This window comes from Nostoc favosum CHAB5714, assembly GCF_020829495.1.
GTDB lineage: Bacteria > Cyanobacteriota > Cyanobacteriia > Cyanobacteriales > Nostocaceae > Nostoc > Nostoc favosum.
This window is the reverse complement of the sequence record NZ_JAIVFQ010000022.1, coordinates 1-20597: the sequence shown is the minus strand read 5'-3', so window position 1 is coordinate 20597 and position 20597 is coordinate 1. Positions and strand designations below refer to the sequence as shown.

Annotated in this window: 17 protein-coding genes and 1 pseudogene; 7 read left to right on the top strand and 11 right to left on the bottom strand. The window is 43.3% G+C overall.

The window, feature by feature from the left end:
- Positions 1–86: 86 nt before the first annotated feature.
- Complete coding sequence (locus tag LC586_RS16450) at positions 87–1514, bottom strand: NB-ARC domain-containing protein (protein ID WP_229485842.1); 1428 nt, start codon at positions 1512–1514, stop codon at positions 87–89.
- Positions 1515–2309: 795 nt separating this feature from the next.
- Between LC586_RS16450 and LC586_RS16445 the strand changes: the two genes are divergently transcribed.
- The 4 genes from LC586_RS16445 (at position 2310) to LC586_RS16430 (ending at position 7477) form a co-directional block, all read left to right on the top strand.
- Positions 2310–3626, top strand: coding sequence for an amino acid permease (locus tag LC586_RS16445; RefSeq protein WP_229485841.1), 1317 nt, complete (start codon positions 2310–2312; stop codon positions 3624–3626).
- Between the two features lie 73 nt (positions 3627–3699).
- On the top strand, positions 3700–4245 hold the full coding sequence (locus LC586_RS16440) for an RNA 2'-phosphotransferase (protein ID WP_229485840.1): 546 nt from the start codon (positions 3700–3702) through the stop codon (positions 4243–4245).
- A 415-nt stretch (positions 4246–4660) separates the two neighbouring features.
- A complete protein-coding gene (locus LC586_RS16435; RefSeq protein WP_229485839.1) occupies positions 4661–4813 on the top strand; it encodes a hypothetical protein in 153 nt (50 codons plus the stop codon).
- A 186-nt stretch (positions 4814–4999) separates the two neighbouring features.
- Entirely contained in the window at positions 5000–7477 is a 2478-nt protein-coding gene (locus LC586_RS16430) for an ExeM/NucH family extracellular endonuclease (protein ID WP_229485838.1), read from the top strand.
- Here the strand turns inward: LC586_RS16430 and LC586_RS16425 are convergent.
- The 7 genes and pseudogenes from LC586_RS16425 to LC586_RS16395 form a co-directional block, all read right to left on the bottom strand.
- Positions 7443–8273, bottom strand: a complete 831-nt coding sequence (locus LC586_RS16425; RefSeq protein WP_229485837.1) for an IS630 family transposase — start codon at positions 8271–8273, stop codon at positions 7443–7445. The genes LC586_RS16430 and LC586_RS16425 overlap by 35 nt on opposite strands.
- Before the next feature lie 10 nt (positions 8274–8283).
- The gene (locus LC586_RS16420; RefSeq protein ID WP_229485836.1) at positions 8284–8595 is read right to left on the bottom strand and encodes a helix-turn-helix domain-containing protein; all 312 of its coding nucleotides are present in this window, start codon (positions 8593–8595) and stop codon (positions 8284–8286) included.
- Between the two features lie 122 nt (positions 8596–8717).
- Positions 8718–9539, bottom strand: coding sequence for an NADPH-dependent oxidoreductase (locus LC586_RS16415; protein WP_229485835.1), 822 nt, complete (start codon positions 9537–9539; stop codon positions 8718–8720).
- A gap of 609 nt (positions 9540–10148) precedes the next feature.
- Positions 10149–10907, bottom strand: coding sequence for a class II aldolase/adducin family protein (locus LC586_RS16410; RefSeq protein ID WP_229485834.1), 759 nt, complete (start codon positions 10905–10907; stop codon positions 10149–10151).
- On the bottom strand, positions 10894–11565 hold the full coding sequence (locus LC586_RS16405; protein WP_229485833.1) for a cysteine dioxygenase family protein: 672 nt from the start codon (positions 11563–11565) through the stop codon (positions 10894–10896). Before LC586_RS16405 ends, LC586_RS16410 begins: the two co-directional genes overlap by 14 nt.
- Positions 11566–11628: 63 nt before the next feature.
- Positions 11629–11988, bottom strand: a complete 360-nt coding sequence (locus LC586_RS16400) for an RRXRR domain-containing protein (RefSeq protein WP_229485832.1) — start codon at positions 11986–11988, stop codon at positions 11629–11631.
- A gap of 479 nt (positions 11989–12467) precedes the next feature.
- Positions 12468–12822 (bottom strand): annotated as a pseudogene (locus tag LC586_RS16395) (pseudouridine synthase); the annotation flags it as partial.
- Positions 12823–13451: 629 nt separating this feature from the next.
- On the opposite strand from LC586_RS16395, the gene LC586_RS16390 reads away from it, so the two are divergent.
- Positions 13452–14951, top strand: coding sequence for a multicopper oxidase family protein (locus tag LC586_RS16390; RefSeq protein ID WP_229485831.1), 1500 nt, complete (start codon positions 13452–13454; stop codon positions 14949–14951).
- A 185-nt stretch (positions 14952–15136) separates the two neighbouring features.
- On the opposite strand, the gene LC586_RS16385 is transcribed toward LC586_RS16390, so the two are convergent.
- Both LC586_RS16385 and LC586_RS16380 read right to left on the bottom strand, forming a co-directional pair.
- Positions 15137–16900 carry an RluA family pseudouridine synthase gene (locus LC586_RS16385; protein ID WP_229485830.1) on the bottom strand — a complete coding sequence of 588 codons (1764 nt, stop codon included), beginning with the start codon at positions 16898–16900 and terminating at the stop codon, positions 15137–15139.
- A 491-nt stretch (positions 16901–17391) separates the two neighbouring features.
- Positions 17392–18723 carry a hypothetical protein gene (locus LC586_RS16380; RefSeq protein ID WP_229485829.1) on the bottom strand — a complete coding sequence of 444 codons (1332 nt, stop codon included), beginning with the start codon at positions 18721–18723 and terminating at the stop codon, positions 17392–17394.
- A gap of 73 nt (positions 18724–18796) precedes the next feature.
- On the opposite strand from LC586_RS16380, the gene LC586_RS16375 reads away from it, so the two are divergent.
- Positions 18797–19147, top strand: coding sequence for a hypothetical protein (locus tag LC586_RS16375; protein ID WP_229485828.1), 351 nt, complete (start codon positions 18797–18799; stop codon positions 19145–19147).
- A gap of 170 nt (positions 19148–19317) precedes the next feature.
- The gene (locus tag LC586_RS41375; protein WP_229485827.1) at positions 19318–19458 is read left to right on the top strand and encodes an ATP/GTP-binding protein; all 141 of its coding nucleotides are present in this window, start codon (positions 19318–19320) and stop codon (positions 19456–19458) included.
- Positions 19459–19600: 142 nt separating this feature from the next.
- On the opposite strand, the gene fdhD is transcribed toward LC586_RS41375, so the two are convergent.
- Entirely contained in the window at positions 19601–20440 is an 840-nt protein-coding gene (fdhD, locus tag LC586_RS16365; protein ID WP_229485826.1) for a formate dehydrogenase accessory sulfurtransferase FdhD, read from the bottom strand.
- Positions 20441–20597 lie beyond the last annotated feature (157 nt).

The window sequence follows — 20597 nt, the reverse complement described above, 5'->3', positions numbered from 1 at the left end:
AGGCAATCTCTGGGGACAAGAAGCAGAGCTTCTACGCGCTTATGGTGACAGATTTAAAAAAAGCGTTCGCTCTCTTACCAACCGGATCAAAAAAGCGATCGCAAACAGTAAAACTGACACCTGTCAGCAAGTAGAAAGTGGGGAGTGGGAGTTTGGGTATTTCGGATTCCTGTGTCATTAATTTCTTGACAAACCTGTTCAAACCATCGCTGTCTAGTATATTCCATGACCACTGGTAGCAGGAAAAAATGTTCACCGCTTTTTTCAATTAATGACCTTTGCAATAAGGATTTAATTGCTAAAGGTACCAGACGCTTGAAAGAATATGTCACTATATCAGCAGCTAACTTGGTAAGGGATACTGGTTCTCGATTAATTGCCAGCCGATACATCACCTCTTGTTCTAGCGACGACAAACGCTGGAACTGCCGTTCTAATAAGTCACAGATGTCATCAAAAATTAGTATCCCCTGTTGCATATACTCCAAAACAGGAGCAATTTTACCGTCGAAAAGCTCTTGGGTTCCGGCTGCTACCATTTTGAGCGCTAAGGGATTACCCCCATAATGCTCGATGAGTACTTGCCATTCTCGTTCTGAACCCGTGAATTGTCCTTTTTGCTGGAATAACTGTTGTCCCTCGGTAGAATTTAATCCCTTTAATGGGAGCGATCGCACTTCTGTTTTGTCTCCTTCTAACGGTACAATTTCTCTGGGTTTTTCTCTAGAAGTGAACAGAACGCAACTAATATGAGGTACTTCGCCAAGGCGCTTCAGTAATTGACCATATCCCTCGTAACCAGGACGACATTGCCCTGCTTGGCCACCAGAGAGAATTGTCTCAACATTGTCTAAAATTAGCAGACATCGGTTTAATTGCAAACATTCCATCAGCTTTGCTAGTTTGCCATCAAAGCTTTCGGGTACTACCATCTCCTTTCGCAACGCCCACAGCAAAAATTGCAGTATGTTGGTTAATTGCTCCTCTACTGGTGGTGCATTTAGTAGGCTTCGCCACACCATTACCTCAAATTCGCTTTGAATTTGCAGCCCCAACTTCACCGCTAAAGTGCTTTTGCCAATACCACCAATTCCCAGCAGTCCAACTAAACGACATCGTTCTTCTAATATCCACTGTCGTAGCTGCAATAATTCTTCACTGCGACCATAAAACACAGATACATCCGGGGCTTCTCCCCAGTCATACTGTGGATTTGTGCGTCGGATTTCTAAATCCCCAGATGGGGGGCTAGGTCGGGTATAATCTTCTTTACACAACTCCAAATTAAAGGCCGCGAAGGCAAACTGCAAGGAACTTTTATCTACAGGTTCCAAACGTGCCAAAATTCTAGATATAGTGTGTAGAGCTAGACGGGTGCGATCGCTCAGTTCTTCTAAAGAAAAGCTATCTCCACCATTTTCATCAAATTCGACTTGAGTTTTGGCATCTCGAAATTTATCCCAGCCTTTTAGGGTAAGGATTACACCCCGTCTGCGTTTGCTTGGTTGTTTCATCAACATCACCTAAAATCGAGTAGATGCATCTCCATAGAAGAAATTATCAAAGGTAAATAGAAGATAGTTGTGGAACAATAATTCCAGATTGACAAATTAAATAAAATATGAAATGAATCATACTTTATTCGAGCTAACTTTTTTATTTAACGCGATCGGCATCTCCAAAAAATGCCAATACCTCTCAATAACTGGCTTTCAAAAGGCAATATTGCTTTATGGAAAAATTAGCCAGTTTCACCGCTAAATCAGGTATTGATACAGTTATTGTTGATAATAAGGCAAAACTAAGTATCTGTAAACGTAAATTTTATCCCTGGTCAAACCGAGCTATCTTATATTTAGTAAAACTGTGGCATGGCTTTTTACATCTATCCAAACCTCTTCTCGTGTAGGGTAGAAGCTTTGAAACCCAGTTTTAGTTTTTCTCTGCTTGTATGAAATAACCCTGCCATTTCCTTGCAGGGAAAGTTTGCTCGGTGGGTTAGATTTCTGAGGTTTTAATGTTAGTAATAATACTTTTCAAACATCTTCTTAGACATCTTCAGAAATTACAGCATTTTTCATTTATTTAAACCACATCTGTTGTCGTAGGGAACAATGTTCCCTACTGCGTAGTCTATTTAATTAATAAAGTGCTATAAGTGACATTTATGTTATTAAGGTTGTGTTGATAATGAAGTAGCGATCGCTTATTTATCTGGAATATTTAGCTGAAAAATCAGGAATATCAGGGTTTTGATCAATAATATTTACATATGTTAACATTGTTTGGTTTAAGTACGGATATTCAGTATGGTTCCCATAAAGACTTTTCCCCAAGATTCAGAGCAAGCCACTCGGTTGTTTTCTCATCTGGAATTTGATGGAAAAAAGCTCAATCATCAACCGGGTAGTGTATTGGGGAGTACTGCATTAATTGCGGGAACCACCGTTGGGGCTGGGATTCTCGCTCTACCAGCCGTTACTCTGCCGTCTGGTATAGTGCCATCCACATCTGGGCTGATTGCTGTTTGGCTCTACGCTTTAGTTTCAGGGTTACTGGTTGCAGAGGTAACCTTAAACACAATGCGAACAGAAGGGCATCCGAGTATAGGTTTTTTGGCAGTTGTTGAGAAGATCCTTGGTAAGGTGGGAGGGCGACTTGCAGGTGGGGCATATTTATTCATGCACTATGCTCTCTTGGTGGCATACATCGCCCAAGGTGGCGAGATTTTAGGAGCTGCGACGGCAAAAATCTGGAGTGTGCAGATATTGCCTACGTGGGTGGGCACAACGACTTTCACGCTCTTATTTGGTGGCATTATGTATCTTGGGCGAGAAAAGTTTATTGAGAAATTAAACAGCGCCTTTGTCGGAATTGTCATCGTTTCCTTCTTGGGACTATTGTTGTTGGCAGGAGGACACATTCAGAGTACTCAACTGTTATTTCAAAACTGGAGTGCCCTTGGTAGTGCGATTTCAGTGATGTCTGTGGCGCTATTTTTCCAAAACGTTGTGCCGTTGGTTGTGACGCAACTCGAAGGAGATGCCCGCAAAATTCGTCAGTCCATCTTTATTGGTTCTGTAATTCCTCTAATTATGTTCTTAGCGTGGAATGCCGTAATTTTAGGAAGCATCAGTCCCGATATGCTACATGGCACATCTAACGGTAAAAGTGTTTTTGACCCACTGCAAATTCTCCGAGCAGGTGGTGCGGGGGAATGGTTAGCAGTGCTAGTATCCATTTTTTCAGAGTTTGCGATCGCTACATCATTCATTGGATTTGTGTACGGATTGCTGGATTTGTTCAAAGATATTTTCCTAATTGCACAGGGCAAACTTTTTAGTCGCCTACCCCTCTATTCGCTAGTTCTTTTCCCTCCGATGACTCTTGGAACGCTCAATCCCAGCATCTTTTTTACTGCCCTAGATTACACTGGAACATTTAGTATTTCAGTTCTAGGTGGAATTATTCCGGCATTAATGAGTTGGAAGCAACGTCAAGAACAAGAAAACTCAGATAGTATAAATCAACCACTCGTTCCTGGTGGAAAGGTGACACTCATTGTCATGGTTGGAGTGGCATTAGCCATGATAGGAAGACAAATTCGGTCAATTTACATACAGTAAAATCATCAATTAAAGTTTTGATGTAACATTATAAATATATAACTGTAGTATAAACTGTGCCAACCACAATCAAATGAGTGATTCTCGCCTCGTCAAAATCAGCAAATATCTCAGCAAATATTTGCGGCACACACCGGATGCAATTGGAATTCAACTTGCTCCTAGTGGCTGGGTAGCTGTTGATGAACTACTTACTGCTTGTGCTAAAAACAAGTTTCTGATTACCCGTCAGGAATTAGAGGCGGTAGTTGAATCCAACGATAAACAACGCTTTTCTTTTGATTCTACAGGTACTCTGATTCGTGCTAATCAAGGACATAGTGTAAAAGTCGATTTACAATTAGAAGCTGTTGTTCCCCCAGATCAGCTTTATCATGGCACGGGGCACAAATCTGTAGAGTCAATTCTGCAAACCGGACTTTGCAAAATGTCACGCCATCATGTCCATTTATCGAAGGATATTGCAACAGCAAAAACTGTTGGTGCAAGATATGGAAAAGCAGTAGTTTTTTCTGTACATGCTGCCACAATGCATCAGGCGGGTTACATCTTCTATTGTTCTGCTAATGGTGTTTGGTTAGTGGATCATGTGCCACCTGAATATCTACAAAAAATTTGAATTTTAATAGGTTGTTAAGATTTATTTCTAAATCCTAAAAAAAGAACCGTTGCATTGTTTTGAGTATTTGATAGCATTGGGTCTACGCGCAGGTTCTGCCAGCATTTATTTGTGCTTGGCACGATCAGTCTCAGCTAATATCCCAAAAGGCAGCTTAATCTACTGATAAGCTGATATGCGTCTAAATTATATAAACATTCTTTATAATCGTTGACGGTTGACGGTTATCGGTCATCAGTCAACGGTCAACCGTCATCAGGTAAATGTACTAGTTTTATGCGTAACAGCTTATATCCCAATCTTAAAATTCTTTAGCAAAAGTATTGTTTAAACCAGGGATATCAATTTCTTAATAATGCCGTGATACTTGTATGAATTGAATCTGTTAGCCACACCTAATTAAGCTTTTGGATTAATGAACATTCACCTGCTAGCCCAGCGATCGCTTAAAACCGCTAGAGTTTCTACCACAGAAGCTTTATTCTACATCTTGCTACTTAATTTAGTTGCTCTGGTTGCCTTGCTGCTTGGAGCTAAACCACTTATCATCTCCAGTGCTGTCCAATAAAAGCTCAAGCTTCAAGTTTGTGAGAAAATGCAACTTTAATTCCTTAAACAAAATTAGTTCGCAAAACAAGTGTACAGAAGGAATAGTTTTCTGTATAAAATCGTGAGTGATTTCCGTGTTTAAGGGTGATCGCCTCAGTCCACCCGATCAATTGACCTAAAATTCGCAGCTTTTACGGAGATTTATATGGCATTATTTTTCTCAGAATACATTGAGGGCAGCAGCAACAATAAAGCCCTAGAAATTTTCAACGGCACGGGTGCAGCGATCGATTTAACTGCTGGAAATTATGTGGTTCAGTTTTACTTCAATGGCAACACCAGCCCTACAACTTTCAGCCTGACGGGTACGGTGGCAGCTGGGGATGTGTTTGTCTTCGCCCCAAGTAACGCCAATTCAACCATTCTTGCCCAGGCTGATCAAACAAGCGGTGCTGCTTTCTTTAACGGAGATGATGCGATCGTATTGCGACAGGGCGGCGCTAGTGGGACGATCCTTGATTCAATTGGTCAGATTGGCGTTGACCCAGGTACTGAATGGGGAACTGGTCTGACCAGCACAGCAGACAATACCTTGCGTCGCAAAAGTATTATCACCAGTGGCGATACCAATCCCAACGATGCCTTTGATCCGAGTGTGCAGTGGGACGGCTTTGCTACTGATACCTTTGACGGGTTGGGAAGCTATACTGCTAATCCGGGAACTGGAGCGGGAGTAATAATCACCCAATCTGGTAACAGTACCGATGTAAATGAGGAGGGTGAAACAACTGATACCTACACGATCGCCCTCAACACCACACCAACGGGTGCTGTAAATGTAGCGATCGCCGCAGATGCCGAAACTCAACTGAGTACTGATGGAACAAAGTTTTTTAACTCCGTCACCCTAAGCTTGACGGATACTAATCCTAAAACGATTACTGTCAAAGCAGTAAACGACTTGGATGTAGAAGGATCTCCTCACACAGGAGTAATTACGCATTCGATCACCAGCAGTGCTGACCCGGCGTACTCTAACACGCTCACGGCGATTCCTAACCTCAACGTCAATATAATTGACAATGATGTTGCTCTCAAAGAGGTTTACGAAATTCAGGGGAGTGGTGCAGCCAGTCCCCTCGTCGGGCAGACAGTAACAATTGAAGCAGTTGTGGTTGGCGACTTTCAAGACAGCAGTCGCCTAAATGGATTTTTCGTGCAGGAGGCAGTTGGAGATGGCAATGCTGCAACCTCAGACGGTATTTTTATCTTTGCGCCTAACAGCACAGACGTGAGTGTAGGTCAAACGGTGCGGTTGACTGGAACAGTTGGAGAAAACTTTAATCAAACTCAACTCAGCAATATTAGTGGACTGAGTGTGGTGGGTTCAGGAGCGATCGCCCCCATAGCTGTTGATCTGCCCGTGACCGCAACGACCGACCTGGAGCGCTATGAGGGAATGTTAGTCACATTCCCCGAAACCTTGACGGTCACTGAAAACTTTAACCTCGGTCGGTTTGGTGAGGTGTTGCTGTCTTCAGAGGGACGCTTGTTTAACCCCACAAACTTCATTGACCCGACTGATATTCCGACTACTGAAACCGAAAACGACGAAAACAACGTCGCCGCAGTCACAGCAGAGCAGAACGCAAACAACCTGCGCCAAATTTTACTTGACGATGGCAGCAACATCCAAAATCCCGCTACAGTTCCCTTTTTGAATGAAGACGGCACACTGCGTGTAGGTAGCACGGTTGCATCTCTTACAGGTGTTCTGGGCTTTGGGTTTGATAGCTACCGACTGCAACCCACCGCGACACCTAATTTTGTTGATTCTAATCCCCGGACAGCTGCACCCGAAGAGGTGGGCGGCAACGTTAAGGTTGCTAGCTTTAACGTACTGAACTACTTCAATGGCGACGGTGTGGGTGGCGGCTTCCCGACGTCGCGGGGAGCAGATAATGTCGTAGAGTTTGAGCGGCAAAGTGCCAAAATTGTCAGCGCGATCGCAGCCCTCGATGCCGATGTGGTGGGTCTGATTGAACTTGAGAATGATGGCGATGGTTCTGAGTCGGCGATCGCAGAACTGGTAGATCGGCTAAATACATTTGTAGGCACAGAAATTTATGACTACATTCGTGATCCTGCCACGGGGGTAGGAACTGATGAAATTAAAGTTGCCTTCATCTACAAGCCAGAAACAGTCACCCCAGTTGGTGCTTCCCTCAGTGATCCTGACGCTGTTTACAATCGTCAACCCGTCGCTCAAACCTTTGTACTAAACTCCAACGGCGAAACTTTTACCCCTGTGATTAACCATTTCAAGTCAAAGAGTGGTACAGGCACAGGTGCAGACGCAGACCAGGGTGATGGACAAGGAGCTTTTAACTTTACGCGGGTTCAGCAGGCAGAAGCCTTGCTTGGCTTTGTTAATGAGTTGAAGACCACCACAGGCGATAGCGATGTATTAGTCCTTGGGGATTTAAATGCCTATGGCGAAGAAGATCCTATTGATGTGTTGCGAAATGGTGGATTGGTAGATGAACTCGGCAGATATATCGAAGACCCCTATTCCTTTGTCTTTGATGGGCAATCTGGACGATTGGATCATGCCCTAAGTACACGTCATCATAAAAAAGGTGCGGAAATTAAGCTGCGATCGCAAGGTCTATTTGGGTCGTAAAATTCTCATCTGGAATTTGGCACTTTGTGATAACTTTCAAGATTGACTTTTCACTCCAAGCAAAAGGATGTGCTTTCGTATTCCACTCAGAAATAAAAGTTTGTAAACGTTCACTTAAAACTTTTTTATCAGCAAAATCAGAGATTTTCAGACGTTTACGTTGCAAAATACTAAACCATTGTTCAACCTGGTTCATCCATGAACAATGGACGGGAGGATGATGAAAGACAAAACGATGGTGTTTGGCTAACCAAGCTTGGACTTTTTTACCTTTGTGTACGCTCAAATTATCTAATACTACGTGGATTGTTGTAATTGACAGGGGAATCTCTTTGTCTAAATATTCAAGGAATGCAATAAATTCTTCTTGACGTTTACGCTCATAAGTCTGTCCCCATACTCTACCACTGCGAGTATCAAATGCAGCGAACAAATTAAGTGCCCCCTTACGTTCATATTCATGTTCAACTCTTACAGGTAGTTCTGGTTTAGCTGGGAGAGTTTTGGATTTACGTGGTCGGGGTTGTAAGTTGGTTTTCTCGTCAACGCACAACACCATTTCATCCGGATTTAATGGTCGAGTGTATAAAGAACTAATTTCTTTTATGCTTTTAACAAACGCTTCATCTCTTGGGGCTTTTGGTGATAACCACAAATGATGTCGCCAGGGTTTTAATTTATGACTATTTAAAATTCGTCGAACAGTAGACGCAGAAATGCTGCCTGTTATTTTTGCTGCTATGACTTGATGCGCTAATTCTGTACAATCCCACTGCGACAAGGAACGCTCCATCATATCGGGTCGCTCACAAGCAATTTTTACTAGATACAATGCGACTTGAGGGGGAAAAAACCGGGGGTCTTCCCGGTCGTTTAGTATCATATAATCCTTCGATTCCTTGGTCTATAAACCGTCTTGCCCACTTTCTCAAGTGACGTTCTCCTATATCAACATACTGACTGGTTTTACTGAAACTTTCTCCTGATGCCAACATTAATATTGCACGGGCACGTTTTGCCAAACCCAATGGGGTTGTTGACTTACGCAACCAACTGTTTAGTACATCTTGCTGCTCACCAGTCATTTCCACCCGGATACTTGAGATACGTCCTTGCATGTCTGATTTTTATGCCGCCCTACAAAAAATATCCTCCTCTATTTCCGGCCCTTTTTTATGGTGATGTGTACTAAGGCGACTTTGCCACGGAGTTGCAAATCCATAATCTTGATTCTTCTTGTTTACAGCAATTTGAAGCCAAGGTGATTGAGAACTTCACGCAAGCGATCGCGTCCTCTCAGTGATTCTACGGTTGCGATCCTTTGGGCTGAGTGTTCTGACCAATCGCCCGGGACATTCATCTTTTGTTCAGTATAGAATTCTTTGATGATCTCGTTGTAATGAGCGATCGCTTCTTCTTGATCTGCCAATTTATAAGTTTCGCGGTGCAGCACAGCTGATTGTGGTAACCGTGGCTTAATCGCGGCTTCTATTTCAGGATTCGGATAGCCTACACACAGCCCAAATACAGCATACACAGAGGAGGGCAAATTCAATATCTCTGCTACCTGTTGCGGGTGGTTGCGGATTCCACCGATATATACTGTTCCTAAACCGAGTGACTCGGCTGCTACTGTTGCGTTTTGTGCCGCCAAAGTTGCATCAATTGTTGCCATCACAAACATTTCCAAGTATTCCAGTGCATCATGAGATATGCCGCGACTGTCAGCAACGTAACTTAGACGCGCCAAATCTGCTAACCAAACCAAGAATAAAGGAACCTGCTTAATATGTGCTTGGTTTCCCGCTAGTTTAGATAACTCCTCTTTGCGTTCTTGATCTTCGACTGCTACCACACTCCAGGTTTGCAAATTAGAGGAAGTAGATGCAGATTGGGCGGCTGCAATTAGTAACTCCAGAGTTCCCGGCGGTAGAGGATCAGATAGATAAGACCGGATTGAACGGTGAGATAGTAGTGCTGTCAGGGAATCATTCCATTCAATTTCGGGATTGAAGGGAATTTCACCGTAGCGCGATCGCAATAGTTCTGTAGGATTAGTCATAATCAATTCCAAGATTCCAAAATTGCCAGTTGTTTTGCCACTAATACCAATTCCATTTGTAAGGGCATACATTTGTCATAGGTGTCAACTTAACGTAAAAGTGGTGTCCCGCAAGGAACTGAAGTTCAAGGCGGGTGAGGAAGCCAACAGTTAAGCTATTTTTAGCTTAAGTTGACACCAATGTACATCTGTACACCCCTACAGCCGATTCATTGAACTAGTTTAAATTTTTGGTGAAAATGCAGCGTATTGTTCTTTTGTCAACACTGCATCCTTCACACTTACCTTTTTGGGCGGCAAATAGCAAGCTCAAACACAGCCCTGTAACAAAAGCCCCCACTATTGGCAAAACAGAAGAAGAGAAGAATAATTTCTGTTGGTTGTTAAATGGGATATTCCTGAATTTTATCAACGATATCCACTTGGTAATTAGGCCGCGAAAGATTTGGTTAATCATCAAAATGATTTCTCCGAACTATATAAATACTATAAACTTATAGGCTTACCGGAGTATATAAATTAATTCAGGTTAAATTGACATAAAAATAGCGGGAAGTGGGGTAAATTGATACTTCCCCGCCTATTATTCTAGTGCCCAAAAACACAGCACTAATTTAGCAAATCAGGTTCTTCGCGCACAATCCTGTCGTAAAGTGGTTGGAAGCTGAACCACCCACTTGTATGTGATCCCACTTGAGTTTGTGTTAAACGGGCTGTTTCGTGTTTGATAGTAGTAGGTCTACCCGCAGCTTCTGCCAGTAGTTGGGCTTGGCACGATCGCTCTAAGTTAATGTACCAAAAGGCAGCTTCATCTACCGTATGTCCCACAGTTAAAATGCTGTGGTTACGCAGGATTATGGCTTTGTTTGACCCCAAGGCTTGCGCCAGTCGCTGACCTTCAGAAGTTTCTAAAACCACACCTGTGAAGTCATCAAATAGCGCATGGTCTTCGTAAAAAGCACAAGAATCTTGAGTCAAGGGGTCAAGAAGACGCCCCAAACTAGACCAGGCTTTACCATAAAGTGAATGGGCGTGAGCCGCCGCAATTACATCAGGTCGAGCTTCATGAATCTGAGAATGGATAGCGAAAGCAGCTCGATTCACTTCAGCATCGCCTTTAACCACCTCACCTTCTCTGTTAACTAACAGCAGGTCAGAAACTCGGATGTGACCGAAGTATGTTCCTAATGGATTGACCCAAAAATGGTCTGTAAATTCTGGGTCACGAGCCGTAATATGGCCTGCGATTCCCTCGCTGAAACCAAATTTACCAAACAGGCGAAAGGCAGCCGCTAGGCGTTGTTTGCGGTGCAGGCGTTCGTCTTCGACTCGCTCGAATACGGGGGGTTGTGGTCTAGCGTAGGGCATGTTCTTTTTCTTCTTCCTCTTTACAAGGAGCGTTGGAATATCCAGAGCGAAAGGATTTGACGCTGTGAGATTCTGGGATGAACTGGTGACGCAAGATGCAACCAGTATCATTACCCAGAATATGGATGGATACAGATGCGCTTTGGGATGTAGTTTTGACGGCGTGGATATCACCATCTGGGGGTAACAGACGGTAGATATCTCCTGTTTGAAGCCTACGCACTTCAGTTATTTGTAATTGTGCGTGTCCTTCAGCATCACCGTTATCTACACGGCGATAGACTGTTTCTTCTTGATTGCCTTTGTATAAACCAATCAATCCCCACGCCAAATGGTCATGGACGGGAGTCGTTGAACCTGGGGGAATCACCAAACTGAAGATTGACAGAGAACGGTCTTTGGCGCGATAAAGTAGCCACTGACCAATACCGCCGCCCATCCTGCTTTCGGGATTGACTTGGGCAAACTTTTGGGGTAGCCATTCTTGTTGGGCAAGCAGCTCTTGAAAATAGGGTTCTAGTCTACCGAGAGTTTGTGTGCGATCGTCAACAGTGTTAGCGCTAATTTCACGCACTGTTGCGACAAAGGATCGTAGTTCCTGGCTCTCAATAAACCATTCGTCTTCTGGCAATGGTTCTAAGATGCTGTGGTTTGTCATCTATATTCCTCCGTTTGGGAGGCGACTAAGATTAACTAATTACTCGTAGTTACGAATTACGAATTACGAATTACGAATTATTTTAATACCAGGGTGAATTTTGAAGCCAAGTTGCTCAAGTTTTACATGAGAAAGGGACTCCTTCAGAATTATAGTAAAGGGATATCGCTGAAATACAGTAGCTTTACCTTGTGACAATAGCAGCCTAGCACGGCTGATACGTACTGGATATAACGGTTGTTGGTTGGCATTAAGAATGAATACTTTGGTCATATAATTTTGAATTGTGGGACAAATAGTAACAGCAACATCTATCTTGTTCGGTAGAATCTTTTGCTCCAGCATCCAGTCAGCAGTCTTTTGGATTTTGGCAACATCATCAGCACTAGTGCAGCGGGCGCGGAAATAAACATACCATTTCAAAATTTCAAATAGCGCAAGAAGCTCGGAATACAATTATGCGTGAATGCGTGACTTCCGCCTTGCAGTACTAGTGGTCTGTCAAGTCAACAATGCTTAGTAAACCAAGTTTTAGAATCTTTCTCTCTTTCTCTCTGTGTTGCGCCAGTTGCTACAAGTCTCTTAACCGCAAGGGCGCACTGGCTTCTCTGTGCCTCTGCGGTTCGTTTTTTAATAAAAAAAGATAAGAATGAGAGTCTAGAGGTAAACTCCAGCACTCTTACCCCTACAGATCATTAGGGATTTCCTTGGATATTTTTTATTGGGAAGTCTCTTAGCTGTGATATCAATTTTTTTAAGTACGGTAAGTTGGTCGGATAACCGCTTAATAAACTACAAGCAGAAATTATCACATACAAATTTAAAAAGCAATAGGCTAACTGTTAGGGGAGGAGATTCAAGGAAGCCAGTGCGTTTCCTCATACCCAGGTGAGAGTTGAGCGTCAAAAGCGGGTAATTGATTCAATGCAGGGTTTTTCTGACTGCGGATGCTCGAAGCGAAGTTCCCTAGCGTGCAGATGTAAGCGACTGGTAACTGCACAGCATCCATAAAAGCGATCGCCTAAAATAGTTACCGCAAGTCCTCGCGCATCAGCAGCATGAACCCTCAACTGATGAGTGCGCCCTGCGAGCGGCGTAAATTCTACGCGGGTGTATAATCTTGTTCCCTCGCCATTACCTGGAAGTGTGTCAAACTGGGTTTACCGTGCTGCCAATCTACTTTTTGATCTTGTGAACCTGGCGTTGCTGAAACTGCTGGCTGAGTTACCGATGGGTTTGGCGATCGCGTGCCAACAGCTACGCCTACGGACTTCAGTTATTTGTAATTGTGCGTGTCCTTCAGCATAGCCATTATCTACACGGCGATAGACTGTTTCTTCTTGATTTCTGCCCTACACCAATCGTGACTTAACATCAAGGAAAAGCATTAAATTATAATGCTTATAGTCAGCAATTAACTGTACTAAAGAAAGACATTGAATAGCTCAATGTTGTAGATAAGTTTGCTCTCCATAACTCACTTAAGAATTTAAAAACAGCGTACAAAGACTTTTTCAATGACTTAAAAAACTCAGTGAAAAAGGTGTTGGTTTTCCTAAATTTAAAAAGACGTAGGGATGCAAACAGTGAAGCAGGAATCATGTCACTTGTAGTGGTGTGAGGTTTAATTTAATTACTAACTGGTTGACTTTTTGTGAATATATTTGTAAATTTAACAAACCAACACAAAATTACAAAGAAATAAAAAATACTATGCAACTGATAAAAGATGGTTTGTAAAAAGCAGAAACGATCTATTTACGTTAATACATAAGATGATGTATTTGTACAGTACGTAAATCTTAGTATTTAAAACTTTTTCAAATCAACTGATTGGTAGAGAGCCATTCAGGCCAATTTCGCAATACACCAATAAAGAAATTAAAGTGATAAAAATAACTAGACGAGAAGCCCTGAAGCTAGGAACGATTACAGGTGGTTCTTTGCTACTTCCTATAACCTTGCTGTCTCGTGGACAAGCAGCTACTGCTGGTAGTCCTCAGCCTACTCGTTTTAGTGTCAAACTTCCCATACCGCCAGTACTTAAACCAGTGCGGAGTGATGTGACCACAGATTACTACGAGATTACGATGAAAAAAGCTCAGGTTAATATTTTGCCTGGGCTAACAACGCAGATATGGGGTTATAACGGTATTGCTCCTGGCCCCACAATTAAGCAACGTCAAGGGCGACAATCAATTATTCGCTTTATCAATAACAGTGTTGATACACCAACATCAGTTCACTTGCATGGGATGGCATCGTTACCGCAGTACGATGGCTATGCTGAAGATTTGACACCACCTGGTTTCTACAAAGATTACGTCTATCCGAACAAACGTGCGGCTACGTTATGGTATCACGACCACGGCATCCATAATACTGCACGTAATGTTTATATGGGTTTGGCTGGCATGTACCTTGTTCAAGATGACTTTGAGCTTGGACTACCTTTACCCAAGGGTAAATACGACGTACCACTGTTTATCCAAGATAAGCAGTTTACTAATACTGGTAAGTTAGTCTTCGATACCCAAGGTAAAATAAGCCAATATGGTGATGTCATTTTGGTCAATGGTGCGCCTTGGCCACGCATGGAGGTAGGTACTTGTAAGTACCGTTTCCGAGTTTTGAATGGTTCGATTTCGCGCTCTTATAATCTTGCCCTGAGCAACGGCGATGATTTTATTATGATTGGCACTGATGCCGGATTAATGAGCGCACCAGTTAAAGTCAAAAATTTCCGGTTGGGGATGGCAGAACGTTACGAATTTATTATTGACTTTTCTAAATACCCAGTCGGCTCTCAGGTAGTGCTGCGGAATCTCGGACTTCCTAACAACAAGAACTACGACGGTACGAATCAAATTATGCGCTTTGATGTTGTGCGGCGTGAACCAGATAATAGCTCTATTCCTTCCAGGTTACGTACAATCCAGCCTATCCCAGAATCTTCAGCAGTGCGAACCAGAGAATTTAGGTATCAGCGCTCTAATGGTCTGTGGGTGATCAATGGCAAAGTCTGGGATAATATGCGAATTGATGCTAATCCTCGATTAGGCGATGTTGAAATCTGGAAATTGTCTAACCCATCAGGTGCTGCGTTTCATCCTATCCACATGCACCTAATTGATTGCCTAATGCTTGACCGTAATGGTAAAGCACCTTTCCCTTACGAGCGTGGGTTGAAAGATGTCTTCTATGTTGGGGAAAACGAGACTATACGAGTAATTGGCAAGTTTGGCGCTAATACAGGTAAATATATGTCACACTGCCACAATGCGGTTCACGAAGACCACGATATGATGAATCAGTTTGAAGTAGGACGGGGCGGACGCTCACCTTTGGCAGTTGCAGCAAAGCCACTTCCAGCTCCACCTTTATAGACATTAACGCTAAGAGGATGTTTAGAGAGAAGGCAGGGGGCAGGGGGCAGGGGGCAGGGGGAGCAGGGGAGGCAGGGGAGACAAGGGGACAAGGGGACAAGAGGTGAGAACTTGAAACAAGTCTTTCCCCTTGTCCCCAATTCTCCTTGTCCCCAAGTTCTCTTACCTCTGCTCTTCGTTGAGCGTCAAAAAGGCGTAGTTGCTTGTAAATGCAGGGTTTTTTCTAACTGCGGATGCTCGAAGCGAAGTTCTCTGGCGTGCAGATGTAACCGACTGGTAACTGCACAGCATCCATAGAAGCGATCGCCTAAAATAGTTACCCCAAGTCCTCGCGCATCAGCCGCATGAACCCTTAATTGATGAGTGCGCCCTGTTAGCGGCGTAAATTCTACGCGGGTGTAATCTTGTTCTCTCGCCATTACCTGGAAGTGTGTCAAGCTGGGTTTGCCGTGCTGCCAATCAACTTTTTGATAAGGACGATTTTCAGGATCTCCCCACAGTGGCAGTTCAATTTTACCTTGCTCAACTGTCACAGCACCGGAAAGTATCGCTTCATAAACCTTGTGAACCTGGCGTTGCTGAAACTGCTGGCTAATTTGCCGATGGGTTTGACGATCGCGTGCCAACAACAAAATCCCAGAAGTTTCCTGATCTAGGCGATGCACAGATGCAAGCGCCATGCCATCCGGTAACAGATGACGTAAGCGACTCAAGACACTATCTTGGCGATCGCGATAACGACCAGGCACCGAAAGTAATCCAGCAGGTTTGTTCACAGCAATCAGCCATTCGTCTTCATAAATAATCGGGATCTCTTCCTTGATTGGGGAGAAACCTGGGAATTCATTGGACTCAAACACATCGGATTTACGCAAATGTGTTAATGTATTTAGTAAGAGTGGAGTTGTTATATAAAAATCCCTATTAGGGATTGAAATAGGTTTCAACCCTGAGAGCAAAAACCCCATCAATGGCTGACATCGCTCGGCACATGCTCCATAAAATTTTCCCTGGATTTTATCTTGATTTACGGAAGAGGTACCCCACCAAAATTCTGCCATTGCCAGGGGTTTGAGATTATGTGTTGCCGCATAATGGAGCAACTTTGGGGCACAACAGTCTCCTGTGCCAGTGGGCGAACCTCCGGGCATCAATTGCTGTAATGATAGCGATCGCCCGGAAAAATTAGTCAGGCTGTAGGTAGCCTGCATCTGAGCTTGTAATTGACGGGACAGTGTTTTACGCTGTTGTTTCAGTTCGTTAATTCGCGCATCCGTCGCTGCAATTAACTGTTGAAGAGGCTGTAATACCGCATTTTGCTGGCGTTTAAGTTGTCGCCGCTCAATTCCCTGCTGACGACTCTCTTCGTCGAGTTGTTCAAGGGCAATAGTGAGTGCTTCTTTTGTAAGTGTATTGCAGATTTGCTGACGTTTTTCCTGTCGTTGATGTTTGCAATGGCGATGGCTCATTGCTTGCAATTGCTGCTCAAATTCATCAGACAGGGTTTCATACTGCTGGCGTTCGGTTAGTTGCTTTAAGGTAAAGAGTTCTTGCTTAATCGCGTCCAACTGTGCCAAAGTGCGGGTTGACTCCAAAGCAACTTCGTCTCGTCCTGGAATTGGTGGAACCCAGCCCTCAAGCACACTGCAACCATTCAAAAGACCGGAGAAGGCTTTGAGTACCCTTTGTTCACCATTAGGCAGTTCAACTAATAGTATTCCATACATCTTGCCTTCACGAGAATAACAGTCATTTTTGGCAAGTTGTTGCATGAGTCCGTGAGCGATCGCTTCAGATATTGAGGTGCGGGGTAACTTCAGGCGATGTCTACGACGGGCTACGCCTACGCCACTTTGGAGACAAGTCCCTTCGTACCAATAACTCGGAGATAAGCTACTTATGGCAAAATCGCAGTCGATGAAATCTGAAAGTGCGTGCAGAACTACCATACAAAGTATGATTGCAAATCTAGTTGATCCTAATATTTTAGGACTTATGCCCTGTACAAATGCATCGTGATCTGAATTAACGATGCTCCCGGTTGTTTCAGTCTTTTCTTAAATAGACCATGCTGTAGGGGCACAGCAATGCTGTGCCCTTACGACAGATGTGGTTTTTAAACCCTACATATACTTAGGTTTTTTCAAGCAATCAAATCGGATTGCTATATATTAAATAATTCGTAATTTGTAATTCGTAATACTTCGGCTTACCTCGGCAACTCTTAGAGACGCTACGCGAACGCTCGACACAAGTCGCTCAGTACAAGTTCGTAATGGGCAACTCTTAGAGACGCTAAACGCGAACGCCCCGCAACGCTTTCGTAAATTTTGTTTTGTAATGGGGATTTAACCCCAACACAAAACAAAATTTTTATTGAACCGGGGGACTTAAACCCACGGAATTGAGTTAATTATGAATTATTTTGACTCTCTAGAATTTAGCCACCAGGAATCGATGAATCGTTCTTTGGTGGATTATCTTGTTCTGGTGGAAGCGGTTGTTCAGATGAATTATCTTCTGTGGATGTATATTCTGGCTCTTTTATCATACCATGCTGTTCTTGCCCTCTAAGCCCAAGATATGTTGCGGCACTGATTCCTTGTAGTGCAAGAAGTGTTTCATCAAATTCCGGCATTGCCAGATTTTTCAGGACTTCCCAAACAAAGAATAGTCCGAGCGCAACTGTCCAAATAAATGTTTGGAACCGATGAAAGTTGACTCCATTAATGTCCGATAATATATCATAGAAAAAACTTTCAGAAACGCGTTGACTACCTTTTCTCTTCTTCTCATTCCCCTGTCCATCAATCAAGGAAGTACCAAAGGTAGTTATAGAATTAATTCCCAATAATATTAGTGATTGTTGAGTCAAAATATTGGTATAATCTCCTGTTATACCGTAGATAATCAGGTAAGAACCAAAAATTAGAAATGTCCAAAAAGCAAGTTGAGATATCGATAGACTGAACGGGTTTCTATTTAATTTTTTCCTGCCAAGAAAAATTTGAGCAATTCGGCTTTTACGATATTCGTTTTTAAGGGCAGCCTTTTCTGTGATCAACAGTTCCTGTCCACCAATCACTTCTTTTTGAGAGTAAATCCCTTCTATTCCAGAGCTACGAAGAGTGTTTCTACAATACCTAATGAACATTAATATAATAGCCACAAGTAGCAACAGACATAGCCAAAATCGCCAGGAAAACAGAACTATGTTTAATTGAGGAGGTGAGAAACGATCGCTTACCGGAATTGCAAGCTTCTTGGGACAGCCTACTCCCGCTATCACGTTAATACTGTATCTGCTTCCTCTGCCAAGAAGGGCATTCCATGCAGCTTGAGACGAGTCGGTGCGTTCAAGTCGAAAGGCTAACCAATCATCATCAACAAATTTCCTTTGATCTTTACCCGGAACCATAACGGTGACTGGTTCTCCGTGGACATCCTCTAGTTCATAGCCATCCAGGTACAACACTAATTGTCGAGGATCAAATGAATTGGTGGCATTAGCCGTTGCACTTCTGGTCGCTGCTGATAATCCTTTAACTCTTATCCTGATGCGATCGCCCATTTTAACTTGGTTAAGACCATTGTCGGCAATGACTTGTTGAGTTGTCAGTCCAGGAGGCACTGAACATAGCTGAGACGATGGCAAATTTATAGAAGGGCCATCTGAACTATCTTGAGCAATTACTGCAAAGTTGATAGAAACAATCAACAGAAAAACCAACAGAAAAATAGCAGTCAATCTTTTAGCATTTCTATACATCACTCGGTATTCCACCAACATTAATTACTATGTCGGTAGTGTAACCATACTTGAGCCATTACGTATATTAAAAAACTTGTCTGAAAAACAATACCTCCGCCAAAAAGAGAGGATGAAGACAAAGGGTCTGTCGTCAGCAGAGATAGATGAAGTGCTTGTAATTATTTATGAGTGTCCAGAGGTGACTGCTATTCCTTTAACAGTTCGAGCTAATTGGCTGCGGAAAATTTATCCACAAATCCAGGTGATTGAAGCGTGGGATGGCCCACTTGAGGTTGGTTATAGCGGTTCCCATTCAGATGCGGTACAACATTATATCGCCAGGTGTAGGGGCACGGCACTGCCGTGCCCTTACCGATGTACCTCACATAAACGAGAACTCCTGAGATTAAAAAAAAGCACGAAGATTACATCCTTAAACAATTAGAATTAAAAAAAATTACTCACTTTTATTGTAGTGAATTTTACGGTAAACACGTAAGCCAGGCGCTGGGAGCAGTTAATCGGCTCGTAGATTGCGATCGCAAAACTTTTCCTATTTCAGGGACGCAAACAAGAAGAGACACTTACGCATTTCGGGAGTATTTACATCCTAATGTGTACCGCGATCTCATTACTAACGTTGTTTTTCTGGGCGCTCCTTCAACTGGTAAAACAACCATTGCATCACAATTAGCTAAAGAATACAACACTGTATGGATGCCGGAGTATGGGCGCGAGTATTGGGAAAAACCTTAAATTGTGTAGCGACTGTTTTAAAAGTCAAGCGACGCCGAATAGCCCGTCGTAGACATCGCTTTGTTTGTGGAGATTTATGAAAGCGATGCCGAAGGCGGGCTACGCGTTACTCTGCTTAGAAACACTTTCGTAGGGTGTGTTTCTAAGCAGCGTTTATTCTCTGTAAACCAGTGTAAATATTGAATCGTTCTCCGCGCAGGAATCCTATTAAGGTAATTCCGAATTCCTTGGCGACAGAAACCGCCAAACTACTGGGAGCAGAAACAGAACAGACAATAGGAATTCCAGCAGTTGTAGACTTTTGCAAAATCTCAAAACTAGAACGTCCGCTCACTAAAATAATACAATTATTTAAAGGCAACTCCTCACTGAACAAAGCTGTACCAATCAATTTATCCAAAGCATTGTGTCGTCCAACATCCTCATGCAGGTTTAACAGTTGTCCTTGAGCATTGAAGGTAGCCGCAGCGTGCAAACCCCCTGTAGCAGTGAAGATACCTTGAGCAGCCCGGAGCTTATCAGGTAGGCTGTAGATGATCTCAGGTGTTACAGTTGGGCCAGAAGGAATCACTGGACATCCCCGCAGACGCAAAGCCTCAAGGCTAGCTTTACCACACACCCCACAGGCGCTACTAGTGTAGAAATGACGCTCCAAAGGCTGTAAGTCTGGAATCAAACCATCCCGCAGTTCTACATTTACGATGTTATGGCGTTGCTCACCATCTACTAATTCATCCACACAGTAACTGATACGTCGGATATCTTCTCTGCGGCTAACGACTCCTTCACTGTAGAGGAAACCAGCAGCTAGTTCAAAATCTGCCCCTGGTGTCCGCATTGTTACAGCTACCGTCTTCTGGAAAGGGGCAAGGCGAATTTCTAAAGGTTCTTCGGTGGTGAGTTGGTCTAAACGCGATCGCATTTTACCATTTTCCACAACCCAAACTTGTGCTTTGGTTTTACTGCCAGTTTGTGTATTCATCACCTATAAATTTTAGGCATGATCAATTTTTGTGACATCACTCCGGGCTAAAGCCTCGGAGCTTCTAAGAATCACTTCTTAGCCTTCCTAGTTACTCCCTTGCGGGTTTTCGACTTTGACCTAGATTGAGTTTCCCCAACCCCCGGCAAACCGTCTG

Bases quoted from the DNA above. Each gene is read 5' to 3' on its own strand.
- LC586_RS16410 (WP_229485834.1), bottom strand. From the start codon at position 10,907: ATGCCCTACGCTAGACCACAACCCCCCGTATTCGAGCGAGTCGAAGAC.
- LC586_RS16415 (WP_229485835.1), bottom strand. From the start codon at position 9,539: ATGACTAATCCTACAGAACTATTGCGATCGCGCTACGGTGAAATTCCC.
- LC586_RS16385 (WP_229485830.1), bottom strand. From the start codon at position 16,900: ATGGTAGTTCTGCACGCACTTTCAGATTTCATCGACTGCGATTTTGCC.
- LC586_RS16445 (WP_229485841.1), top strand. From the start codon at position 2,310: ATGGTTCCCATAAAGACTTTTCCCCAAGATTCAGAGCAAGCCACTCGG.
- fdhD (WP_229485826.1), bottom strand. From the start codon at position 20,440: ATGAATACACAAACTGGCAGTAAAACCAAAGCACAAGTTTGGGTTGTG.
- LC586_RS16430 (WP_229485838.1), top strand. From the start codon at position 5,000: ATGGCATTATTTTTCTCAGAATACATTGAGGGCAGCAGCAACAATAAA.
- LC586_RS16440 (WP_229485840.1), top strand. From the start codon at position 3,700: ATGAGTGATTCTCGCCTCGTCAAAATCAGCAAATATCTCAGCAAATAT.
- LC586_RS16425 (WP_229485837.1), bottom strand. From the start codon at position 8,273: ATGATGGAGCGTTCCTTGTCGCAGTGGGATTGTACAGAATTAGCGCAT.
- LC586_RS16405 (WP_229485833.1), bottom strand. From the start codon at position 11,565: ATGACAAACCACAGCATCTTAGAACCATTGCCAGAAGACGAATGGTTT.
- LC586_RS16435 (WP_229485839.1), top strand. From the start codon at position 4,661: ATGAACATTCACCTGCTAGCCCAGCGATCGCTTAAAACCGCTAGAGTT.
- LC586_RS16420 (WP_229485836.1), bottom strand. From the start codon at position 8,595: ATGCAAGGACGTATCTCAAGTATCCGGGTGGAAATGACTGGTGAGCAG.
- LC586_RS16450 (WP_229485842.1), bottom strand. From the start codon at position 1,514: ATGAAACAACCAAGCAAACGCAGACGGGGTGTAATCCTTACCCTAAAA.